The sequence below is a fragment of the Micromonospora zhanjiangensis genome (genome assembly GCF_042650605.1).
GTDB lineage: Bacteria > Actinomycetota > Actinomycetes > Mycobacteriales > Micromonosporaceae > Micromonospora_J > Micromonospora_J zhanjiangensis.
On the sequence record NZ_JBHSBN010000036.1, the window covers coordinates 26,440 to 45,475 of the forward strand.

15 protein-coding genes and 1 riboswitch are annotated in these 19,036 nt (G+C 70.2%); of the genes, 8 read left to right on the forward strand and 7 right to left on the reverse strand.

The window, feature by feature from the left end; genetic code table 11:
• Positions 1 to 5 precede the first annotated feature (5 nt).
• Together ACFOX0_RS30515 and ACFOX0_RS30520 are read left to right on the forward strand one after the other, a co-directional pair.
• Entirely contained in the window at positions 6 to 755 is a 750-nt protein-coding gene (locus ACFOX0_RS30515) for a FadR/GntR family transcriptional regulator (protein WP_377552482.1), read from the forward strand.
• Between the two features lie 55 nt (positions 756 to 810).
• Positions 811 to 945, forward strand: coding sequence for a hypothetical protein (locus tag ACFOX0_RS30520; RefSeq protein WP_377552483.1), 135 nt, complete (start codon positions 811 to 813; stop codon positions 943 to 945).
• 225 nt (positions 946 to 1,170) lie between these two features.
• Here ACFOX0_RS30520 and ACFOX0_RS30525 read toward each other — a convergent pair whose 3' ends face one another.
• Together ACFOX0_RS30525 and ACFOX0_RS30530 are read right to left on the reverse strand one after the other, a co-directional pair.
• Entirely contained in the window at positions 1,171 to 1,845 is a 675-nt protein-coding gene (locus tag ACFOX0_RS30525; protein WP_377552485.1) for an alpha/beta fold hydrolase, read from the reverse strand.
• Positions 1,842 to 3,014 (reverse strand): YbfB/YjiJ family MFS transporter, encoded by a 1,173-nt coding sequence (locus ACFOX0_RS30530; RefSeq protein ID WP_377552486.1) that lies wholly within the window; start codon positions 3,012 to 3,014, stop codon positions 1,842 to 1,844. Before ACFOX0_RS30530 ends, ACFOX0_RS30525 begins: the two co-directional genes overlap by 4 nt.
• 82 nt (positions 3,015 to 3,096) lie before the next feature.
• Between ACFOX0_RS30530 and ACFOX0_RS30535 the strand changes: the two genes are divergently transcribed.
• A complete protein-coding gene (locus ACFOX0_RS30535; protein ID WP_377552488.1) occupies positions 3,097 to 3,672 on the forward strand; it encodes a TetR/AcrR family transcriptional regulator in 576 nt (191 codons plus the stop codon).
• 180 nt (positions 3,673 to 3,852) lie between these two features.
• Positions 3,853 to 5,334, forward strand: coding sequence for an endo-1,4-beta-xylanase (locus tag ACFOX0_RS30540; protein ID WP_377552490.1), 1,482 nt, complete (start codon positions 3,853 to 3,855; stop codon positions 5,332 to 5,334).
• A gap of 154 nt (positions 5,335 to 5,488) precedes the next feature.
• On the opposite strand, the gene ACFOX0_RS30545 is transcribed toward ACFOX0_RS30540, so the two are convergent.
• Positions 5,489 to 6,925, reverse strand: coding sequence for a nitrilase-related carbon-nitrogen hydrolase (locus ACFOX0_RS30545; protein ID WP_377552491.1), 1,437 nt, complete (start codon positions 6,923 to 6,925; stop codon positions 5,489 to 5,491).
• Between the two features lie 218 nt (positions 6,926 to 7,143).
• Here ACFOX0_RS30545 and ACFOX0_RS30550 point away from each other — a divergent pair, with 218 nt between their 5' ends.
• From ACFOX0_RS30550 to ACFOX0_RS30560, 3 genes are all read left to right on the forward strand, one after another.
• Entirely contained in the window at positions 7,144 to 8,262 is a 1,119-nt protein-coding gene (locus ACFOX0_RS30550; protein ID WP_377552493.1) for a sensor histidine kinase, read from the forward strand.
• 4 nt (positions 8,263 to 8,266) lie between these two features.
• Positions 8,267 to 8,923 (forward strand): response regulator, encoded by a 657-nt coding sequence (locus ACFOX0_RS30555; RefSeq protein WP_377552494.1) that lies wholly within the window; start codon positions 8,267 to 8,269, stop codon positions 8,921 to 8,923.
• Positions 8,924 to 9,214: 291 nt separating this feature from the next.
• Positions 9,215 to 10,909, forward strand: coding sequence for a cellulose binding domain-containing protein (locus ACFOX0_RS30560; protein WP_377552496.1), 1,695 nt, complete (start codon positions 9,215 to 9,217; stop codon positions 10,907 to 10,909).
• 81 nt (positions 10,910 to 10,990) lie between these two features.
• On the opposite strand, the gene ACFOX0_RS30565 is transcribed toward ACFOX0_RS30560, so the two are convergent.
• Both ACFOX0_RS30565 and ACFOX0_RS30570 read right to left on the reverse strand, forming a co-directional pair.
• Positions 10,991 to 11,968, reverse strand: a complete 978-nt coding sequence (locus ACFOX0_RS30565; protein ID WP_377552507.1) for a ribonucleotide-diphosphate reductase subunit beta — start codon at positions 11,966 to 11,968, stop codon at positions 10,991 to 10,993.
• Positions 11,969 to 12,039: 71 nt separating this feature from the next.
• Positions 12,040 to 14,373: a ribonucleoside-diphosphate reductase subunit alpha gene (locus ACFOX0_RS30570; protein ID WP_377552497.1), complete on the reverse strand. Its 2,334-nt coding sequence runs from the start codon at positions 14,371 to 14,373 to the stop codon at positions 12,040 to 12,042.
• A 110-nt stretch (positions 14,374 to 14,483) separates the two neighbouring features.
• Positions 14,484 to 14,698: riboswitch (cobalamin riboswitch) on the reverse strand.
• A gap of 177 nt (positions 14,699 to 14,875) precedes the next feature.
• On the opposite strand from ACFOX0_RS30570, the gene ACFOX0_RS30575 reads away from it, so the two are divergent.
• Positions 14,876 to 15,115, forward strand: a complete 240-nt coding sequence (locus ACFOX0_RS30575; RefSeq protein WP_377552499.1) for a hypothetical protein — start codon at positions 14,876 to 14,878, stop codon at positions 15,113 to 15,115.
• 122 nt (positions 15,116 to 15,237) lie between these two features.
• Here the strand turns inward: ACFOX0_RS30575 and ACFOX0_RS30580 are convergent, their stop codons facing one another.
• The gene (locus ACFOX0_RS30580) at positions 15,238 to 16,683 is read right to left on the reverse strand and encodes a hypothetical protein (RefSeq protein ID WP_377552500.1); all 1,446 of its coding nucleotides are present in this window, start codon (positions 16,681 to 16,683) and stop codon (positions 15,238 to 15,240) included.
• A 143-nt stretch (positions 16,684 to 16,826) separates the two neighbouring features.
• Complete coding sequence (locus ACFOX0_RS30585) at positions 16,827 to 18,422, reverse strand: alpha/beta hydrolase-fold protein (protein ID WP_377552501.1); 1,596 nt, start codon at positions 18,420 to 18,422, stop codon at positions 16,827 to 16,829.
• Positions 18,423 to 19,036: the final 614 nt, after the last annotated feature.

The following is a 19,036-nucleotide window of genomic DNA, read 5'->3' on the forward strand; positions in this document are numbered from 1 at the left end:
AGCGCGTGGATCAGTCCCTTCCGGGGGTTTTAGTCGCCCAGTCCGGCCCCGCCGAGGCGGGGCTGCACGCCCGCGTTCTCGATCACCTCGGCACCGCCATCTGCGGCGGCGAGCTGGCCGCCGGCTCGGTGCTCAACATCGACGAGCTGGTCGACCGGTACGCGGTCTCCCGGTCGGTGATCCGCGAGGTCCTGCGGGTGCTCGCGTCGATGGGCTTCATCGAGACCCGGCGCCGGGTCGGGGTGCTGATCCGCCCCGCCGAGGCATGGAACGTCTTCGACCCGCAGGTGATCCGCTGGCGGCTCGCCTCCGCCGGACGGATGGCCCAGCTACGCTCGATCACCGAGCTGCGGACCGCGATCGAACCGCACGCGGCCTGGGTGGCGGCCGGCCGGATCTCCCCCGACGAAGCCAGCGACCTGGTCGGCATCGCCGCGAAGATGTGGGCCGCCGGCGAGGCCGGCGACGAGGAACGGTTCCTCCGCCTGGACATCGAGTTCCACCGGCGGGTCCTCGCCGCCTCCGGCAACGAGATGTTCGTGAAGCTCCAGGAGCTGGTCGCCGAGGTGCTGACCGGCCGGTACCACTACCACCTGATGCCGCACCACCCCGACCAGCAGGCCCTGCAGCTGCACGCCGAGGTCGCTCAGGCGCTGCAGCACCACGACGGCGAGCGGGCCCGCCGGGCCATGGTGCAGATCATGGAGCAGGCGTTCGACGAGATGAAGTCGATGTGGGAGCAGACCACCGGCTGAGCCGACCTCCACCCGGCGCGGGGTCTGCAGCACCGCCCGCACGCCCGCCGGAGTCGTGCTGGCCTCCTCCGACCGTGCCGCGGCCGAGGTGCTGAACGGAGCCCGCAAGCCGGTCATCCTGGCCGGGCAGCCGTACAAGGCCGCCATCGTCGCGACCGTGGTCCGGGACAAGTTCAACGAACTGCGGTAATGACCGTACGGCCTGGCGTTCCGAGCGCCGGCCGGGCGGTGCGGCACCTCCTGACGGCGGCCGCAGGGCCCGGGTGACCGACGAGGGCGCGGAGGAGGGAAAACCGCAGGTCAGGCCGTACCCTGGCGGTTGACTCGCCCCTCCCGAGCCGTCTTTTCAAGCGGGACGGCTCCGGCCGGCGGTACGTTTCCGCCGCGCCGGCGGTGGGGCCGGCGGAGGCGGCGATCAGCGGGACGCGGTCACGTCGAGCAGGATCCTCGCCAGCTCGTCCGGCGTGTCGCGCATGAGGTTGTGGCCGCCGGCCAGGGCGTGGGTGGTCCAGCCCGGATCGTCGCTCAGCCTGCGGTAGGTCGGGGTGAACGGCGACTGGTCGGCCCACCCGGCGGCGTACACGTAGTCCCGGCGGCGGACGTGCTCCAGCGTGCCGGTGAGCCGTAGCGGTTGGAGCACGGAGGCGATCGGGTGTGGCGTCGCCCGGGGGTCGAAGAACGGCAGTGGCCGGGACGCGCATCCGGTCTCGTCCACGTCTGCGTACCATCTCCGTTCCTGGTCGGAAACCAGCGACCAGCAGGAGTCACCGTCGCTGGGCACCATCGCGTCCAGGTAGACCAGGGAGTCGACCCGGTCCGGCGCCCGGTCGGCGACCCCGGTGATCACCATTCCGCCGTAGCTGTGCCCCACCAGCACCGTGTCCCGCAGGTCCTCGTTCTCGAGGACGGCGATCACGTCCTGGATGTGTGTGTCGAGGTTCACGGTGCCGTGTAGCAGGTGCCGGCGTTCACTCACGCCGGTCAACGTCAGCGGGTGGACGGCGTGCCCGCGGTCGCGCAACCGCCGGGTGAGGTGCTCGAAGCACCATCCGCCGTGGCACAGCCCGGGGACGAGGACGAAATCCGTCATGATCGTGCTCCTTCGGTTGGTTGTGGCTGGTGGTCCGTTGCGGCGGGTCGTTCGGCGAGGGTGAGCGCTGCGGCGGCGGTGCACAGAACCGCGGTCCATCCGAGGGTGGCCGCGGTGGAGGTGTGGTCGGCGACCAGGCCGGCCAGCCATGGGCCGGCAGTCTGGCCGGCGGCGAACACCGTGGTGAAGACGGCGAGGGTGGCGGCCCAGTCGACGGCCGGGGTGCGGGCCCTGATGAGGGCGGTGATGGCGGCCGGCACGCCCATGAACGTCGCCCCGTACGCGAGCGCGGAGGCCAGGGCGACCGGTGTCGCGGACGACGTCAGCGCCAGTGCCGCCCCGCCAGCCAGAACCGCGAGCAGGGTGGCCAGGGCGCGGGTGCCCGGCCATTCGGCGATCGGGCGGCTCCACACCGCGGGAGCCGCCGCGACGGCCGTGCCGAGCGCCGTCCAGGTGAGCACGACCTGCACGACGGAGGCGTGCCGGTCGGCCAGGTAGGTGGACAGGAAGGTGATGTAGGCGATGTAGCCCGCGGCGAACAGCAGGTAGGCCAGGGCTGGTACCCGGAGCGGCCGGAGTCGGGCCCGGCCGGCAGGGACCCGCCGGTCGTCGTCGTCGGCCGCTGTCCAGCTCGCGAGGGTCGCCAGCGCGGCGGCGGCGCCCAAGCCTACCCAGGCCAGGCGCCAGTGCGCGCCGAGCAGGGGTACCGTCACGCCGCTGACCATGATGCCCAGCCCGGTGCCGGCGAAGTACACCGTGATGGGCATGGTCGAGGAGCCTGTGGCGGCCCGGGACGCGAGCACCCCGCCGGCGATGAACACCACGGCTCCGGTCGCTCCCGACAGAGTCCGGACTGCCAGCAGAACCAGGTAGTCTCCGCTGACGGCCGTCATGGCCAGGGACGCGGCGGTGAGCGCCATGCCGACCCGGAACGCGGTGGCCACGCCGAGGCGGCGTACCAGGGCGGTTGTCAGCAGCGCGCCGAGCAGGTAGCCGAGGCCGTTGGCGGTGCCCACCGCGCCGGCCTGGGCGAGCGTCCAGTTCAGGTCGTCGCGCATCGCCGGCAACAGCAGCCCGTAGGCGAAGCGTGCGAAGCCGAGCGCGGAGGCGGTGCCCAGAGCCAACCGCGCTGCCGGCCACAGCCCCGCGGGGGGCGCATCGGATGCCATCAGCCCCTCCGAGAGATAGAACTGATCGGTACGAACTCGGAGATGCTAGCAGTAGAACGAACCGATCGGTACCATCATTGCCATGCCAGTTCGCAAGGGTTCGACGATCGACCCGGAGCGCACCCGCGCCGGCATCGTCGAGGCGGCCACCCCACTGCTCTACGAGCGGGGCCTCGACGGCATCGGCGTCGCCGAGCTGTGCGCCCGTCTCGGCGTCTCCAAGGAAACCGTCTACCGCTACTTCGGCACCAAGGAAGGCCTGATCCAGGCGGTGCTGGCGGCCCGCAGCAAGCGGGTGACCGACTGGATCGCCGGGGCGGTGGCCGCCGCCGGGGACAATCCGCGGGACCAACTCGCCGCCGTCTTCGACGAACTCCAACGCTGGTACGACGAGCCGGACTTCCGGGGCTGCGCGATGCAGAACGCCGCAGCCCAACATCATGTCGAGGCGGTACGGGAGATCACCTCCCGCCACCTGGACCGCCGCCTCGACCTCCTGACCGCGATCGCCCGGCGGGCCGGTGCGGCCGACCCGGACACCCTCGGGCGGCAGCTGCTCGTGCTGGTCGAGGGTGCGACCCTCGTCGCCGCGCACCACGACCGGACGAACGTCGGCAGGCACGCCAAGCAGGCCGCCCTCGCCCTGCTTTCCACCTGATGCCCGAAGGGTGCCTCCCGGGTCCCGTCAGACATCATACATCGGAGGTATTCGATGTATTCTCGAACCGGCGCGATGTCACCCCGTGTCCTTCCGGAAGGGGTGCGCCAGGCGTCACCGGCCGGTCCGGTGGCCCGTGCCGCAACGATCCAGACGGAACATCGAGGAGGAAGCGCGCAGATGAAGGACGTACCCGCCCAGCCGAGACGCCGTACCGGTGGTCGCACCAGACTGCTGCTCGGCGGTGTTCTCGCCGCGGCGATCACCGTGTCCTCGGTGGCCGTGGCCACTCTCGCCCACGCCGATCTCAGCGGCCCGCCCGGGACCACCCTGAAGGCGGCCGCGGAGCGCAGCGGCCGGTACTTCGGCGCCGCCATGGGGGGCGACCGCCTCAACGACAACGGCTTCCTCACGATCGCCAACCGTGAGTTCGACATGATGACGGCCGTCAACGAGATGAAGCCCGACGCGACCGAGCCCAACCAGGGCCAGTTCAATTTCTCCGCCGGCGACGCCATCTACAACTGGGCCGTGTCGCACGGCATGCGGGTGCGGGGTCACACCCTCGCCTGGCACGCACAGCAGCCGAGGTTCTGGGCGAACCTCAGCGGCAGCGCCCTACGCTCCGCGATGATCAGCCACATCAACGGCGTGATGGCGCACTACAAGGGAAAACTCGCCTACTGGGACGTGGTCAACGAGGCCTTCGCCGAGAACGGCAGCCGACGGTCGTCGAACCTGCAGGCCACCGGCAACGACTGGATCGAGGTGGCGTTCCGCACCGCCAAAGCGGCCGACCCCGGTGTGAAGCTCTGCTACAACGACTACAACATCGAGAACTGGACGTACGCCAAGACGCAGGGCGTCTACAACATGATCAGCGACTTCAAGGCGCGCGGCGTGCCGATCGACTGCGTCGGTCTGCAGACCCACTTCACCGGTGGCAGCTCCCTGCCGGGCAACTTCCAGCAGACGCTGTCCAGCTTCGCCGCGCTCGGGGTGGACGTGGCGCTCACCGAGGCCGACGTCACCAACGCCGCGACCAACCAGTACCAGGGCCTGACCCAGGCCTGCATGAACGTCCCCCGCTGCGTCGGCATCACGACGTGGGGCATCCGGGACAGCGACTCCTGGCGGGGCAGCGAGAACCCGCTGCTGTTCGACCGCAACAGCAACCCCAAGGCCGCGTACACCGCCGTCCTCAACGCCCTGAACGCCGCCTCCACCACGGTGCCGGGGACGACCACGCCGCCGAGCACCCCGACCAGCACGCCGCCGAGCAGTACCCCGCCGACCAGCACGCCGCCGAGCACCCCCACCAGCACGCCGCCGAGCACGCCGCCGAGCACCGGAGAGCCTGGGGCCTGCACCGCGACGTACCGGACGGTCAACAGCTGGGGTGGCGGCTACCAGGGTGAGGTCACCGTCGCGAACAACGGCTCCGGCACGCTCAACGGCTGGACCGTGCGGCTGACCCTGGCCGCTGGGCAGACCCTCGCCAACGTCTGGAACGGCGTGAACACCGGGACCACCGGCACGATCAGCGTCCGCAACGCCTCGTACAACGGCTCCCTCGGGGCGAACGCCTCGACCACCTTCGGCTTCCTGGTCAACGCGAGCACCAACACGGCGCCCGGCGTCGTCTCGTGCACCAGTCCCTGACCGACGACCCGAACCACCGGGACACCGACCGGGCCCGGAGCCACCGGCTCCGGGCCCGGCGCCGTCGTGGCCGGCCGGCGCGGGTCGGTCCGCCGCGGGCTCGCCGAACCGGGTCGGGGGCCAGCGCGAACAGCAAACCGGAGGCCATGGGACGTCAACCTGCCGTCGGCGCTCCGGTGCCGGGTCGGCGTCGCAGGGAGATGACGCCGGTCAGGAGGAGGAGCACACAGACCCAGGCGAACCAGTCGCCCAGCCTCGCGTACACCGTGGTCGCCGGGGCGGCGGGCGCCGTGGTGAGGAGGGACACGAACGGCCCGTCCGCGCTGTGCGCCTCGGCCCGGATCCGACCGTGTGCGTCGCTCACCACCAGATCGCCGTTGCGTGCCGCGCGCACCACCGTGAGTCCGCTCTCCACCCCGCGGACCACCGCCATCCGGCCGTGCAGCCACGCGTCGCGGTCGAAGTCCCAGGCGGGTACGAACAGCGTGTCGGCGCCGCGTCGGCGGTAGTCGCGGACGAGGCCGGGCAGGTCCAGGTCGAAGCAGATGGCGATCCCCCACCGGGTGCCGGACCCGGCCACGAACGCCAACTGTTCTCCCGGCGTGAAGTCTCCCTCCAGCCCGGGGACGAGGTGGTGTTTGGCGTACTCGACCGGCCGGCCGCCGGTCGCCGGGAGATCGATCGCCACGTTGCGGAACGTACCGTCGCGTTCGAGGACCAGCCCGACGATGATGTCGACGTGGTGCTCCTCGGCGAGCCGTGCCAACGGCGCCCGGAGGATGGGCAACGTCCTGTCGTCGGCGACGAACACCTTCTCGGGCATGACCACGACCCGGGCACCGTGGGCGGCGGCGTCCGCGATGTGTGTCGCGTACTGCGCGAGCAGCTCGCGTCCCTGCGGCGTGTCGACCGGTGTGGGGTCGAACAGTCGGTCGGTCGCGAGCAGCGCGACCCGCTCCGCTCCGTCGCCGGCCGGGGTGCGCAGCCGCCAGGTGCCGTACCCCGCCGCGAGCACCAGGACGACCACGGCGGTGACCGCCACCCGTCCACGCCCCACTGCCCGTGGCGCCAGGAGTGCCGCCGCCACCGTCGGCACCCCGAGGATCAGGAAGGTGATGCCCCAGGGGCCGGTGACGGAGGCGGCCTGCAGGAGGGGAAGAACGTCGGCCTGGGTGTAGGCGAGGCTCCACCAGGCCCCGTTCGGGGACAGCACCGACGTCGCGTACTCGACGACCACCCAGGCGGCGGGCAGCGCGGCGACCGCCGCCAGCGGCCGCCCGCAGAGCAGGAGCCCGCGGGTGAGGAGCACGACCAGGCCGAACAGCAACGCGGAGCCGACGAGGATCGAGACAACCAACGGCGGCGGGACCTGTACGGTCCGCAGGAGGTATCCCCACAACGGCGTCTCACCGCCCAGCCAGGCGATCGCCGCCGCGAGGAACGTGACCCGGGCGCGGACGCGGGGAGCGAGGACGAGCACCGGAAGCGGTGCGAGCCAGGTGAGCCAGGGCGTCGGCCGCAGCCCCGTCCCGAACAGAAAGAGCGTCGCCGACACCGCCGTGGCGGCGAACGCCACGCCCAAACGTCTCATTGATGAGTGCACCCTGTCGCCTCCCGTCTGTGGTTGCCCCACCCTCCGGGAGCCGGTCCGGATGCACATCGCCGGCGGGAGCGGGCCGCCTGGCACCCGTACGGACCGACGGGTCTCACTCGGGCGAGTGAGACGTCCTCGGCCGGGCGACCGAGGCATCGGCGGGCGGCGATCGCTTAGGGTCGTGCCACGGTCTTACTGCCCGGTCGGGAGCGGTAGTGCGGGTGGATGTGCTCAGGGTTCGACGGGCCGACGTCGCGGTCGCCGCCGTCGTCACCGTGCTGACGGTGACCCCCGCCCTCGTCCCGTACGTCCAGCCGTGGTGGTTCGTGACGCTCGTCGTCCTGATGTCGGTGCCGGTGCTCTGGCGCCGCCGCGCCATCCTCACCACCGGAACGATCGTCGGCAGCGCGACGACGCTCGCGGCGATAGCAGCCACGTCGCTGCCGCAGTCCGTCCTGGTGCTGCCGTACGGCATGCTCGTGTGCACCTACACCTTCGCGGCGGCGGACCTGTCCCGGGTACGGCGTGCCACCGGGATCGCCGGCGCGGCCGTCGGGGTGGCGGTGTCGCTCGTCGTCCCGCGGGAGGACTTCGAAACCTACCGGTACGTCGTCACCGTCATCGTCGCCGCGTACGCCTTCGGTCTCGGCGCACGGGCCCGGCGGGCCGAACGGGAGGCCGTGCGGGAGCGCGAACGTCGGATCGTGGAGGAACGGGCCGCCGCCGTCGCGCGGGAGCGCACCCGGATCGCCCGCGACATGCACGACATCGTGACCCACTCCGTCGGGCTCATCCTGATCCAGGCGGAGACCGGGCCGTTGGTGGTACGCGACCACCCCGAGAAGGCGGCGGCGGTCTTCGAGTCCATCGCGGCCGCGGGCCGCGACGCGGTCGGTCAGCTCCGCCTGATCCTCGGGGCGCTGCGCGGACCGGACAGCCCGCCCGAGCCGACCCGCGGACCGCAGCCGGGACTCGGCGCCCTGCCCGGCCTGCTGGACAACGCCCGCCGGGCGGGACTGGCGGCGTCGGCCGAGGTACGCGGCGAGCCGGGTCAGCTCTCCCGCGGCGTGGACGTGGCCGCGTACCGGATGGTCCAGGAGTCGGTGACCAACACGATCCGGCACGCCGCGGCGCGGGCCGTCCACGTGGGTGTCCATTGGTCCGGCGACACCCTGCGGATCGAGGTGGCCGACGACGGCCGGGGCGCGCGTGAGGTACGGGAGGGGTACGGCATGATCGGAATGCGCGAGCGGGTCGAGGCCTGTGGTGGCCGGCTGGTGGTCCGGCCGGGTGGTCCGGGCTTCACCGTCACCGCGATCCTGCCGATCGGCTGACGGGATGCTGCGGGTGCTCGTGGCCGACGATCAGGATCTGTTCCGTGGCGGCTTCGCGATGATCCTCGACAGCAACGACGACATCACGGTCGTCGGTGAGGCGGCGAACGGCGCCGAAGCCGTCGCGAAGGCGGTCGAACTGAAGCCGGACCTGGTGCTCATGGACATCCGGATGCCCGGCATGGACGGCGTCCAGGCGACGGCGGAGGTGTGCCGCAGGACCGAGGCGAGGGTGCTGGTCCTCACCATGTACGACGTCGACGAGTACGTCTACGACGCGCTGCGCGCCGGGGCCAGCGGCTTCCTGCTCAAGGACGTGCGGCGCGACGACCTGGTCCGCGCGGTTCGCCTGGTCGCCGAGGGCCAGTCGCTGCTGGCGCCGGCGATCACCCGGCGGCTGATCGCCGAGTTCGTCGGCCGGGGCCGCGGCCGACCACGGCTACGGCAGCGCCTCGGCACGTTGACCGATCGGGAGATGGCCACCCTGCGGTTGCTCGGCCGGGGCCGGTCCAACTCGGAGATCGCAGCGGACCTGGTGGTCACCGAGCACACCGTCAAGACCCACGTGAGCAACCTGCTGACCAAGCTGGGCCTGCGCGATCGCGCCCAGGCCGTCGTCTTCGCCTACGAATCCGGCCTGATCGTCCCCGGAGAAGACTAGGACGCGCGGTTCCGGGCGCACGATCGCCGCACGGATGCGGTCGCGCGGCCGGATGACCGGCGAACCGTGGCTTCATGGGCGGATGGCGTCGTTGCGGAACTGAACCGGTTCTGTCAGAGTATCAATCGATGCATGTCCATGTGACTGTCGACGGACGTGGCCAGGAGGCCGAGGTCGATCCCCATGGCGACGCAGCAGATCGGTGCCGACCGGGGCAATGGGGCCGATGAGGCGCGGTTCGACACCCAACAGCCTGAAGGAAGAGACATGACGCAAGATCAGAATCGGCCGGTGAGTGGCGAGCGGAGGCTGCTGAGCCGGAGAGCCGTCCTGGCGACCTTGGGGACCGTACCGGTCGCCACGGTCGCGGCGTCGGTCCTCGGGGCCACGGAAGCCTCGGCCGCGACCGCGAACATCAATCTGTCGGCGCAGCGGCAGACCATCAAGGGCTTCGGTGGCATGGCCCACGCGTCCTGGATCGGTGACCTGACGGCCGCCCAGCGGGACACGGCGTTCGGCACCGGCGAAGGCCGGCTGGGGTTCTCCATCCTGCGGATCCCGGTCAACGAGAACCAGTCGGACTGGAGCCGCGACCTGGCAACGGCGCAGCGGGCCGCCGCGCTCGGGGTGACCGTCTTCGCGTCGCCGTGGAACCCGCCGGCCAGCATGACCGAGACCTTCACCCACGGCAGCCAGACCAACGCGAAGCGCCTCAAGTACAGCTCGTACGGCGCCTACGCGCAGCACCTGAACGACTTCAACAGCTACATGCGCACCAACGGGGTGAACCTGTACGCCATCTCGGTGCAGAACGAGCCCGACTACGCGTCCACCTGGACGTGGTGGACCGCCACCGAGATCGTCAACTTCCTGAAGCAGAACGCCGGCGTGATCGGCACCCGGGTGATGGCGCCCGAATCCTTCCAGTACATCAAGTCCATGTCGGACCCGATCCTCAACGACGCCGCGGCGCTCGCCAACGTGGACATCATCGGGGCGCACCTCTACGGCACGTCGTACGCGAACTTCCCGTACCCCCTGTTCAAGCAGAAGGGCGCGGGCAAGGAACTCTGGATGACCGAGGTCTACTACCCCAACAGCAACGCCAACTCGGGGGACGCCTGGCCCGAGGCGCTCGACGTCGGGGAGCACATCCACCACGCCATGGTGGACGCCGAGTTCCAGGCCTACGTCTGGTGGTACATCCGGCGCAGCTACGGCCCCATGCGGGAGGACGGCCAGATCAGCAAGCGGGGCGCCATGATGGCGCAGTTCGCCAGGTTCGTCCGCCCCGGATACGTGCGGATCGACGCGACGGCGAACCCGACGTCGAACGTCTTCGTCTCGGCGTACCGGGGCGGGGAGACCGTCGTCATCGTCGCTGTCAACAAGAACACCTCGTCGGTGAGCCAGCAGTTCACCCTGTCGAACACCACCGCGTCGGGCAGCGTCTCGAACTGGCTGACCGACGGGAGCCGGAACGTCGCGCCCCAGTCCGCGCTCACCATGTCGAACGGATCGCTCACCGTCACGCTGCCCGCTCGCAGCATGATGACCTTCGTGGTCGGCGTGAACGGCACCACGCCGCCCACGCCGTCGACCAGCCCCACGGTCGGTCCGTCGCCCACCCCCACCCCGATCCCCACCACCCCTCCGCCAACGGGTGGGACGGGAGCCCGGGTCTCCTACACGACGAGCACCTGGGACACCGGCCTCACGGCGAACATCAGCATCACCAACACCGGCAGCTCGACGATCAACGGTTGGACGTTGACCTTCACCCTGCCCTCGGGCCAGTCGATCACGTCGAGCTGGAACGCGACCTTCTCACCATCCAGCGGCCAGGTGAGCGCCCGCAACGTCAGCTACAACGGCACGCTCGCCCCCGGGGCCACCGTCGACATCGGCTTCCAGGCCACCCACACCGGCAACACCGCGAAGCCGACCGCCTTCACCCTCAACGGCGTTCCCTGCACCGTCGCCTGAGCGAAAGCGCGACAACCGCGACGGACCGACGGGGCCCGGAGCCGACGGCTCCGGGCCCCGCGTCGTCGGGGACCTCGCCGATCAGAAGTCGTCGTCGAACGTGACCGTGCCGGTCACCCCGACCTGGTACGCCGACACCCGCCGCTCGAAGAAGTTCGACAACTCCTGCACATCCTGCAGCTCCATGAACGGGAACGGGTTGGCGCTGCCGTACATCGGCGCGATGCCCAGAACGGCCAGCCGCCGGTCGGCCACGTGTCGCAGGTATTCCCGCATGTCGGCCGGCGACAGCCCGGACACACCCTGTTCGAGCAGATCCTCGGCGAACTGGACCTCACACTCGACGGCCTCGGCCAGCATCTCCCTTACCTGCTGCTCCAGCTCGGCGTCGAACAGGTCGGGCTCCTGCGCGCGGACGGTGTCCACCACGTCGAAGGCGAAGGCCATGTGCATGGACTCGTCCCGGAACACCCAGTTCGTGCCCGAGGCGAGACCGTGCAGCACGCCCCGGGACCGCAGGAAGTAGACGTAGGCGAAGGCACCGTAGAAGAACAGCCCCTCGATGCAGGCGGCGAAGCAGATCAGGTTGAGCAGGAACGCCCGCCGGTCCGCGCGGGTCCGCAACTGGCGCAACTCGAAGATCGAATCGATCCACTTGAAGCAAAACTCGGCCTTGCGGGCGATCGACGGGATGTTCTCCACGGCCGCGAACGCCTCGAACCGCTCCTTCTCCTCCGGCACGTACGTGTCGAGCAGGTTCAGGTAGAACTGGACGTGCACCGCCTCCTCGAACAGTTGCCGGGACAGATACAGCCGGCCCTCCGGCGAGTTCACGTGCTGGTAGAGATTGAGCACGAGGTTGTTGGCCACGATGGTGTCGCCGGTGGCGAAGAACGCGACCAGCCGGGACACCAGGTGCCGCTCGGCGGCCGAGAGCCTGGCCAGGTCGGCCAGGTCGGAGTGCAGGTCGACCTCCTCCACCGTCCAGGTGTTCTTGATGGCGTCCTTGAACCGGTCGAAGAAGTGCGGATAGCGCATCGGGCGCAGGGTGAGGTCCATGCCGGGATCGAGCAGCAGGTGCCGCTGGCCCGTACCGGCGCCGTCGATGGTGCGGGACTCGGGAAGGGTGGTCACTGGCAGGCCTCGCAACTCTCGGGATTCTCCAGGGAACAGGCCACCGCCTCGTCGGCACCCGGCCCGCCCATCGGCGAGACGGCCGACGGGACGGTGACGGCCGGTGTGACGGCGACCGTGGCCTGCTGGATCCGGGTGGCCGGACGCGACCGCAGGTAGTAGGTGGTCTTCAGCCCGGACTTCCAGGCGTGCAGGTACATCGAGGAGAGCTTGCCGATGGTCGGCGCGCTCATGAACAGGTTCAGCGACTGCGACTGGTCGACGTACGGGGCGCGGGCGGCGGCCAGGTCGATCAGCGCCCGCTGCGGCAACTCCCAGGCGGTGCGGAACAACTCCCGCACCTCGACCGGCAGGTCGGTGATGCCCTGCACCGACCCCTCGGCCCGCTTGATCTGCTCCCGGACCTGCGGCGTCCACAGCCCGCGCGCCTTCAGTTCCCCGACCAGGTACGTGTTGACCTGGAGGAACTCGCCGGACATGGTCTCGCGCTTGAACAGGTTGGACACCTGCGGCTCGATGCACTCGTAGCAACCGGCGATCGACGCGATCGTGGCGGTCGGGGCGATCGCCACCAGCAGCGAGTTGCGCAGGCCGTACGCGGCGATCGTCGCCCGCAGCGCCGCCCACCGCTCGGCCTGCGCGGGCTCGGCGCCCCACAGGTCCGGGTGCAGGTCACCCTGTGCGGCGCGGGTCTGCTCGTACGCCGGGTGCGGGCCGAACCGCTCGGCGAGTCCGGCGGAGGTCTCCAGCGCGGTCAGGTAGATCTCCTCCTGCACCCGGGTGGAGAACTCCTTCGCCTCGGCCGAGTCGAACGGCAGCCGCAGCGTGAAGAACGCGTCCTGCAGGCCCATCAGCCCGAGGCCGACCGGCCGCCACCGAGGATTCGACGCCGCGGCCTGCGCGGCCGGGTAGTAGTTGATGTCGATCACCCGGTCGAGGAAGAGCACGGCGGTGCGGACCGTCGAGCGCAACCTCTCCCAGTCCACGCCGTCGGCGGTGACGTGGGCGCCGAGGTTGATCGAGCCCAGGTTGCACACCGCGGTCTCGGTATCGCTGTTGACCTCCAGGATCTCGGTGCACAGGTTCGACAGGTGGATCGTGTTGCCCGGGGCGCCGGTCTGGTTGGACAGCCGGTTCGACGGGTCCTTGAACGTCATCCACCCGTTGCCGGTCTGGGCGAGGGTGCGCATCATCCGCCCGTACAGGGTCCGGGCCTTCACCGTTTTGACGGCCTTCTTCTCGGCCGCGCGGTACGCCTCGTCGAACGCCTCTCCGAACAGGTCGGGCAGTTCCGGCGCGTCGGACGGGTCGATCAACGACCAGTCCTGGTCCGCCTCGACCCGGCGCATGAACTCGTCCGGCACCCAGTTCGCCAGGTTGAGGTTGTGGGTTCGCCGGGCGTCCTCGCCGGTGTTGTCCCGCAGCTCCAGGAACTCCTCGACGTCCGGGTGCCACGGTTCCAGGTACACGCAGGCCGCGCCCTTGCGCCGGCCGCCCTGGTTGACCGCCGCCACGCCGGCGTCCAGGGTCTTGAGGAACGGCACGATGCCGTTCGACCTGCCGTTGGTGCCCCGGATCAGGGCACCCCGGCCACGGATCCGGGACCAGGAGATGCCGATGCCGCCGGAGAACTTCGACAGCTTCGCCACCTGGTGGTACCGCTCGTAGATCGAGTCCAACTCGTCACGCGGCGAGTCCACCAGAAAGCACGACGACATCTGGGTGTGTCTGGTGCCCGAGTTGAACAGCGTCGGTGAACTCGGCAGGTAGGCCAGCGACGACATCAACCGGTAGAACCCGATCGCCTCGCCCGGCGTCCGGGACAGCCCGCACGCCACCCGCAGCAACCAGTACTGCGGCGTCTCCACCACCAGCCGTGACTCGGGGTGCCGCAACAGGTAACGGTCGGCCACCGTGCGCAGTCCGAAGTACTCGAACCGCAGGTCACCGGCCGGATCCACCGCGTCGTCCAGCTCGCGGGCGTTGCCGGACACGAAGGCCGCCGTGTCGTCGCTGATCAGTCCGAGACCGTGGCCGTACCGGATGGACTGGCTGAAGCTTTCCACCTGCTGCCCGCGGACCTCCTTGTCCACGTACGCGGCCAGCAGCCGCGCCGCGAGCCGGGAGTACTGCGGTTCCTCGCCGATCAGCTCCGCCGCCGTCTGGATCGACAACCGGTCCAGCTCGGCGGTGGTCGCCCCGTCGGGCAGGCCGCTGATCGTCTTCGTCGCCACCCGCAGCGGATCCACCTCGGCCAGGTCGGCCACCCACCGCTGCATCGTCCGGACGAGCTTGTCGACGTCCATGTCCCCCTCCTCACGCCTGTCCACGAGGTCGACGAACGCGCGGGGGAACGCCACTGAACGCCTGGCGGCGAGCCGACCGGCACCGGTCGGCTGATGGCGTCGGCCGTCCCGCGCGGCCTCCGACCGCCGCACGCGGAGCGCGCGGCGCACTGGCAGGTCTTCGGACTCGTGGGCACGGCCGGGGTCGCCGGCTTCCTAGTGGCCGTCGCTTCCCAGACCTGGCGGTCCAGTGCTTGGTGACGGCGGTCGTTCCCACTCACCGCTGCGGGGCAGTCCCGGACTCGCACCGGATTCCCTGTTGCCACGGCCGTCCCAGCGGGACGGCCGAACCAGCTGCGGGATCACTATATATGCCGCACCTGCTTCGTGAGCAACACTAGATGTCGTGTCGGCGTGTCGGACTACCCCGCCGGCAGTGCGAGGGGGCATCCGGCCGGATGCCCCCTCGCCCGCCGCCGCCGGAGCTGTCGGCGGCCGAGGAACCCTTTGTCAGGGACCGGTGAACGCGGGCGGGTATTCTCGACCGATGTTCTCGCCGCGCGGGCCGTCCCTGCGTGAGCTGTGCGTCCAGGCGCTCTCCTCGGTCGAGCGAGGGTACGACCTGCTGGCTCCCAAGTTCGACCACACACCGTTCCGCACCCCGGACGACATTCTCGACGAGACCGTCCGGGCGCTGTCCGACGTGCGGCCGTTCGGCAACGGGCTGGACCTCCCTTCGTCATGTACTACTCCACCATGTCGCTTCCCGCGGTCCGGCGTGATCTGACGGGAGCCGGCTTCGCGGTGGACGAGATCGCCCTGACCGCCCTCGGTCGCCGCCGGGACGGCGGGCCACGGTGCTGGCTCCTGCTCGCGCGTAAGCCGGAACAACAGCCCGTAACGGGGAGGTCAGCCGAACCGGCTGAGCCGGGCGCGTAGCCAGAACGGACGGTGGCGGCGGGCGACCGGGAACCGGCGCAGATCGGCCCGGTACTGCTGGCGGGTGGGTCGCCGGTGCCAGGCGGGTTCGGCGGGGATGCCGTCCTCATCGAGGAACATGGGGGCCAGCCGGGTCCGGAACCCGGGAGCCGACCGGTCGGTACCCGGCGACTGGTCGCGATCGACAAACAGGGTCATGGCGTACGGGGCGCCGTGGACCGGGTCGTAGCGGGCCTTCCGCAGTCGCCACAACGCGTCGTTGCCGCCGAAGTCGGGCAGCGGCAGGGCCTCCGGCTCGCTCCCGTCGGCGGTCACCCCCGCGCTCTCCTTCGGCGGGTCCACCATCACCTCGGTTTCCTGGTGGCCCAGCACGGCCCGGTACTCCAGCCGCAACGAATGCCAGCCGTCCGGGACCCGGTCGACCAGCTCGGCGACCACGTGGTCGAGCAGTGGGGCCTCGTCCACCGGCTGCCCGCTCCGGTGGTGAGCGGACCGGGGTTCCAGGTCGAAACGCCACAGTGGTTGTCTCTCGTACAGCCCGAACCCGTCATCCCGGTTGACGGAGAAGCCGAGAAACTTGGCGTGCAACCGCTGGGTTTCGGCGCTGTTGTGGTAGTCGACCTCGGCGACGAAGCGGGACACGAACGTCACCTCCGTGTCGGTGCGTTCGTACCAGACGGGTGCGTTCTCGCTGAGCCACTGGCTGATCGGGTTGTCCCGGCCGAGCAGGAGGGCCAGTCCAGGCAGTAGGAGACCCAACGCCACCGAAACGAGCAACAGGGCGAGCGCGCAGACGACGATCATCGCGGGCACTGCCACCCAGGGTGTGACCAGATCGGCGAGGAATCGGTACAGCCGGATCGGCGCCCAGCCACTGTCGCGGGTGAGCGAATCGAGCACCCCCGACGGATTGCTCACCAGCTGCGGCAGCACCGCCGCGTAGCCGGCGAGCACCACGGCGATGCCGGCGTTGACCGCCCACCGCAGCACCGCGGTGATTCCCCGCCCGGCCCTGGCGTCGGTGGGGAACCCGGCGAGCCGGCGGCCCAGTCTGAGCATCAACAAGAGGCCCTGCGAGGCCGCGGCGAAGGCCGCCACCCGCCGGTCGAATCCCGGCGGCTGGTCGAACCGGGAGGTGACCTGGTACGTCACGAGACCGGCGGTCACCGCACGAGCCAGCCAGGCCAGGATGATCAGCGTCTGTCCGGTCCGCCTGGTAACCGCCGAGCGGGCCGCCGCCGTCCCCTCGGGGGGTCGAAGGCCCGGACCGAGCAGCAGGACGAGTGCGGTGCTGATGCCGGCCATGGTCAGGGAGTGCCTGGTGCCCCGGGCGTCCCCGAAGGCGGCGAGCAGCACCAGCACGATCAGCGTGAGCCAGCCGGTGACCAGCAGTATCAACCGCAGACGACGCCGCACGCCTCAGGCTCCTGCCGATTCGGAGGGCTGGCGGAAGAGATGGTTCGGTGGATGCCGATGGACCACCCTGCGAAGGTAACAAGCGCGGTCAATATTCCGGACCGGCCTGGTGGTCAGGCCGGTCGCGGCGACGGTCAGCCGAGCTATCTGCCCGGGGGTGTCAGGATGACCCGGGCCGAGCCGGTCTTGGTCGGATCGACCACCGACGTGGCCACCACGGTGAGCGACGACGCCCTCTCGTCGGCGGCCACCGAGAGTCGACCGGTCGCGGAGACGGTCGTACGCGCCGACGTCGCCCCCTTGACCGCCCAGGTCACCGCCGCGCTGACGCCTTCGTTGGTGTGCACGCGGGCGGTGAACTGCTTGACCGTGTTCCGGCCCCGCGTCGACAGGTGAGTGAGGGCGGGCGTCACGGACACCGAGTCGACACCCGTCCACAGGTAGTCCCGGGCGAAGATGGTGAACAGCTGGCTCGCCGTCATACCGTCGTGCGCGCCGGGGACCTGGGTCGTCTTCGCGGTGAACCCGTGCGCCCGGAAGTTGTCCGCGATGGCGTCCTGGGCGGTGAGGTTGCCCTCGAAGACACCGTTGCCGAGGAAGACGAAGAGGTCGTCGTCGCCGACCGCGCTCGCGATGCTGTCATAGTCCTGGGTGGTCAGGCTGGGGTTGCCCGAGAAGTGTCCGTAGAACGCGAACGTGGTCGGGTAGTTCTTGATGACGACGCCACCGGTCATGCCGCCGTACGAGAACCCGGCGTAGGCGCGCCCCTCCCGCTTGGTGGAGACGTTGTACTTCTTCTCGATGAGCGGAAGGATCGTCTGGACCAGGTTGTTGGCGGCGTTGGTCTGGTTGTAGGACCCGAAGCCGAGACTGGTGCCCGTGAAGTGGTTACCCATGGTGACGACCACGGTCGGCTCGATCTCGCCCTTGGCCGTCATGTTGTCCAGGACGTTCGGAACGTTCGCGGGGACCATGAAGTCGGTCTCGTCACCGAAGATGCCGTGCGCGAGATACGCGACCTTGTACGGCTGCGCGCGGCGGGCGTCGTAGCCGGGCGGCAGGTAGACGCCGAGGTAGTGGCCGCTGTCGCCCAGGATCGTGGTGTACGGGATGTACTGGACGGTGCCGCGCTTCGTCGAGCGGTCCGCCACCGGCAGCTCGTACTCCGCGCGTCGCTTCAGCACCGGGTCGTTCTGCTTCTCGGCATACGGCACGTAGACGGCGTCGAGCACGTCGTTGTTCCGGACCCGGAACGAGGCGTCGCCCGGGGGCCGAGGCTTCGTCGAGGCGGGGTCCCAGATGCGCTTGTTCACCCAGCCCTGAGTCGGGTCCCAGACCCGGTACCAGTAGCTGATGCCCCCGGCGTGCAGCGGGAGCGAGACCGACCAGTATCCCTTGGCGTCCTTGGTCATGTCCCGGAGGAACTCGGTGCCGCCGGCGTGGTAGCGCCCCGGCTTCCACTCCTCCGGCTGATACCGGGTACCGCTGCCGGTGTTCACGTCGAGCAGGGTCAGGTCGCCGGCGAGGCGGACCTGGGTGGCATGGGGATTGCGGTAGACGAACCTGACGGTGTATCCGGTCGGCGACCGCCGATCCGCCGTGACGGTCGGGCCTTCCTCGATCGTGTGCCGGTTCGCGGCGGCGGCCGGTGCGGAGGCGATGGTGCTCGCGCCGAGGGACGCCAACGCGAGCAACGAGACCGCGCGACCGAGCCTGCGTCTTGTGACCGTTCTCCTCATTGTGCACACTCCTCTATGGTCCCAGCTAAATCGAATTAGCAGGGGTAGTGTGGCCGGGCACGGCTTTCGATGTCAAGGATTCCCGGGGCTGTCGCCCGGCCGGATCGTTCCCGCTGAGGGCCCGATGGGCTTCTTGATCCCGGGCGGCTTCCGCGTCGCGACGGGCGCGATCGACCCGCATCGGAACCAAGGGGAGCGACGGTGGCGGGTCCGACGGCCGCGATGGCGGGAGCGGGTGGGACGCCCGGCGCAGCGGGTGGAAGGGCCGACCGTGAGCATCCCGGCCTACTCGGCGTTCCCGCCAGGGAAGCTGCCGGGCGACGTGCCCTCGGTGGGTTTCGAGGCCCAGGCGGTTTCGGAGTTCGGGGGACTACGTCGGTCTCGCCACCACCGGACAACTCGCCTCGATGCGGGTCGCCATGACCAGCAATCCCGGCAATGGTTCGTGCGGTGGCCACACCGGTCCGAGCAGGACTGATCAGATGCCGCGGCGGGCCCGGTTGTGGCCGAGCCCGCCGTGGTGGTTGTCGGGTTATCGCTGGAGGGTGAGGAGGCCGGGTCGGTAGGGCAGGAGGCCGTAGTCGCCGCCGGAGTTGGTGGCGCGGCCTTGGTAG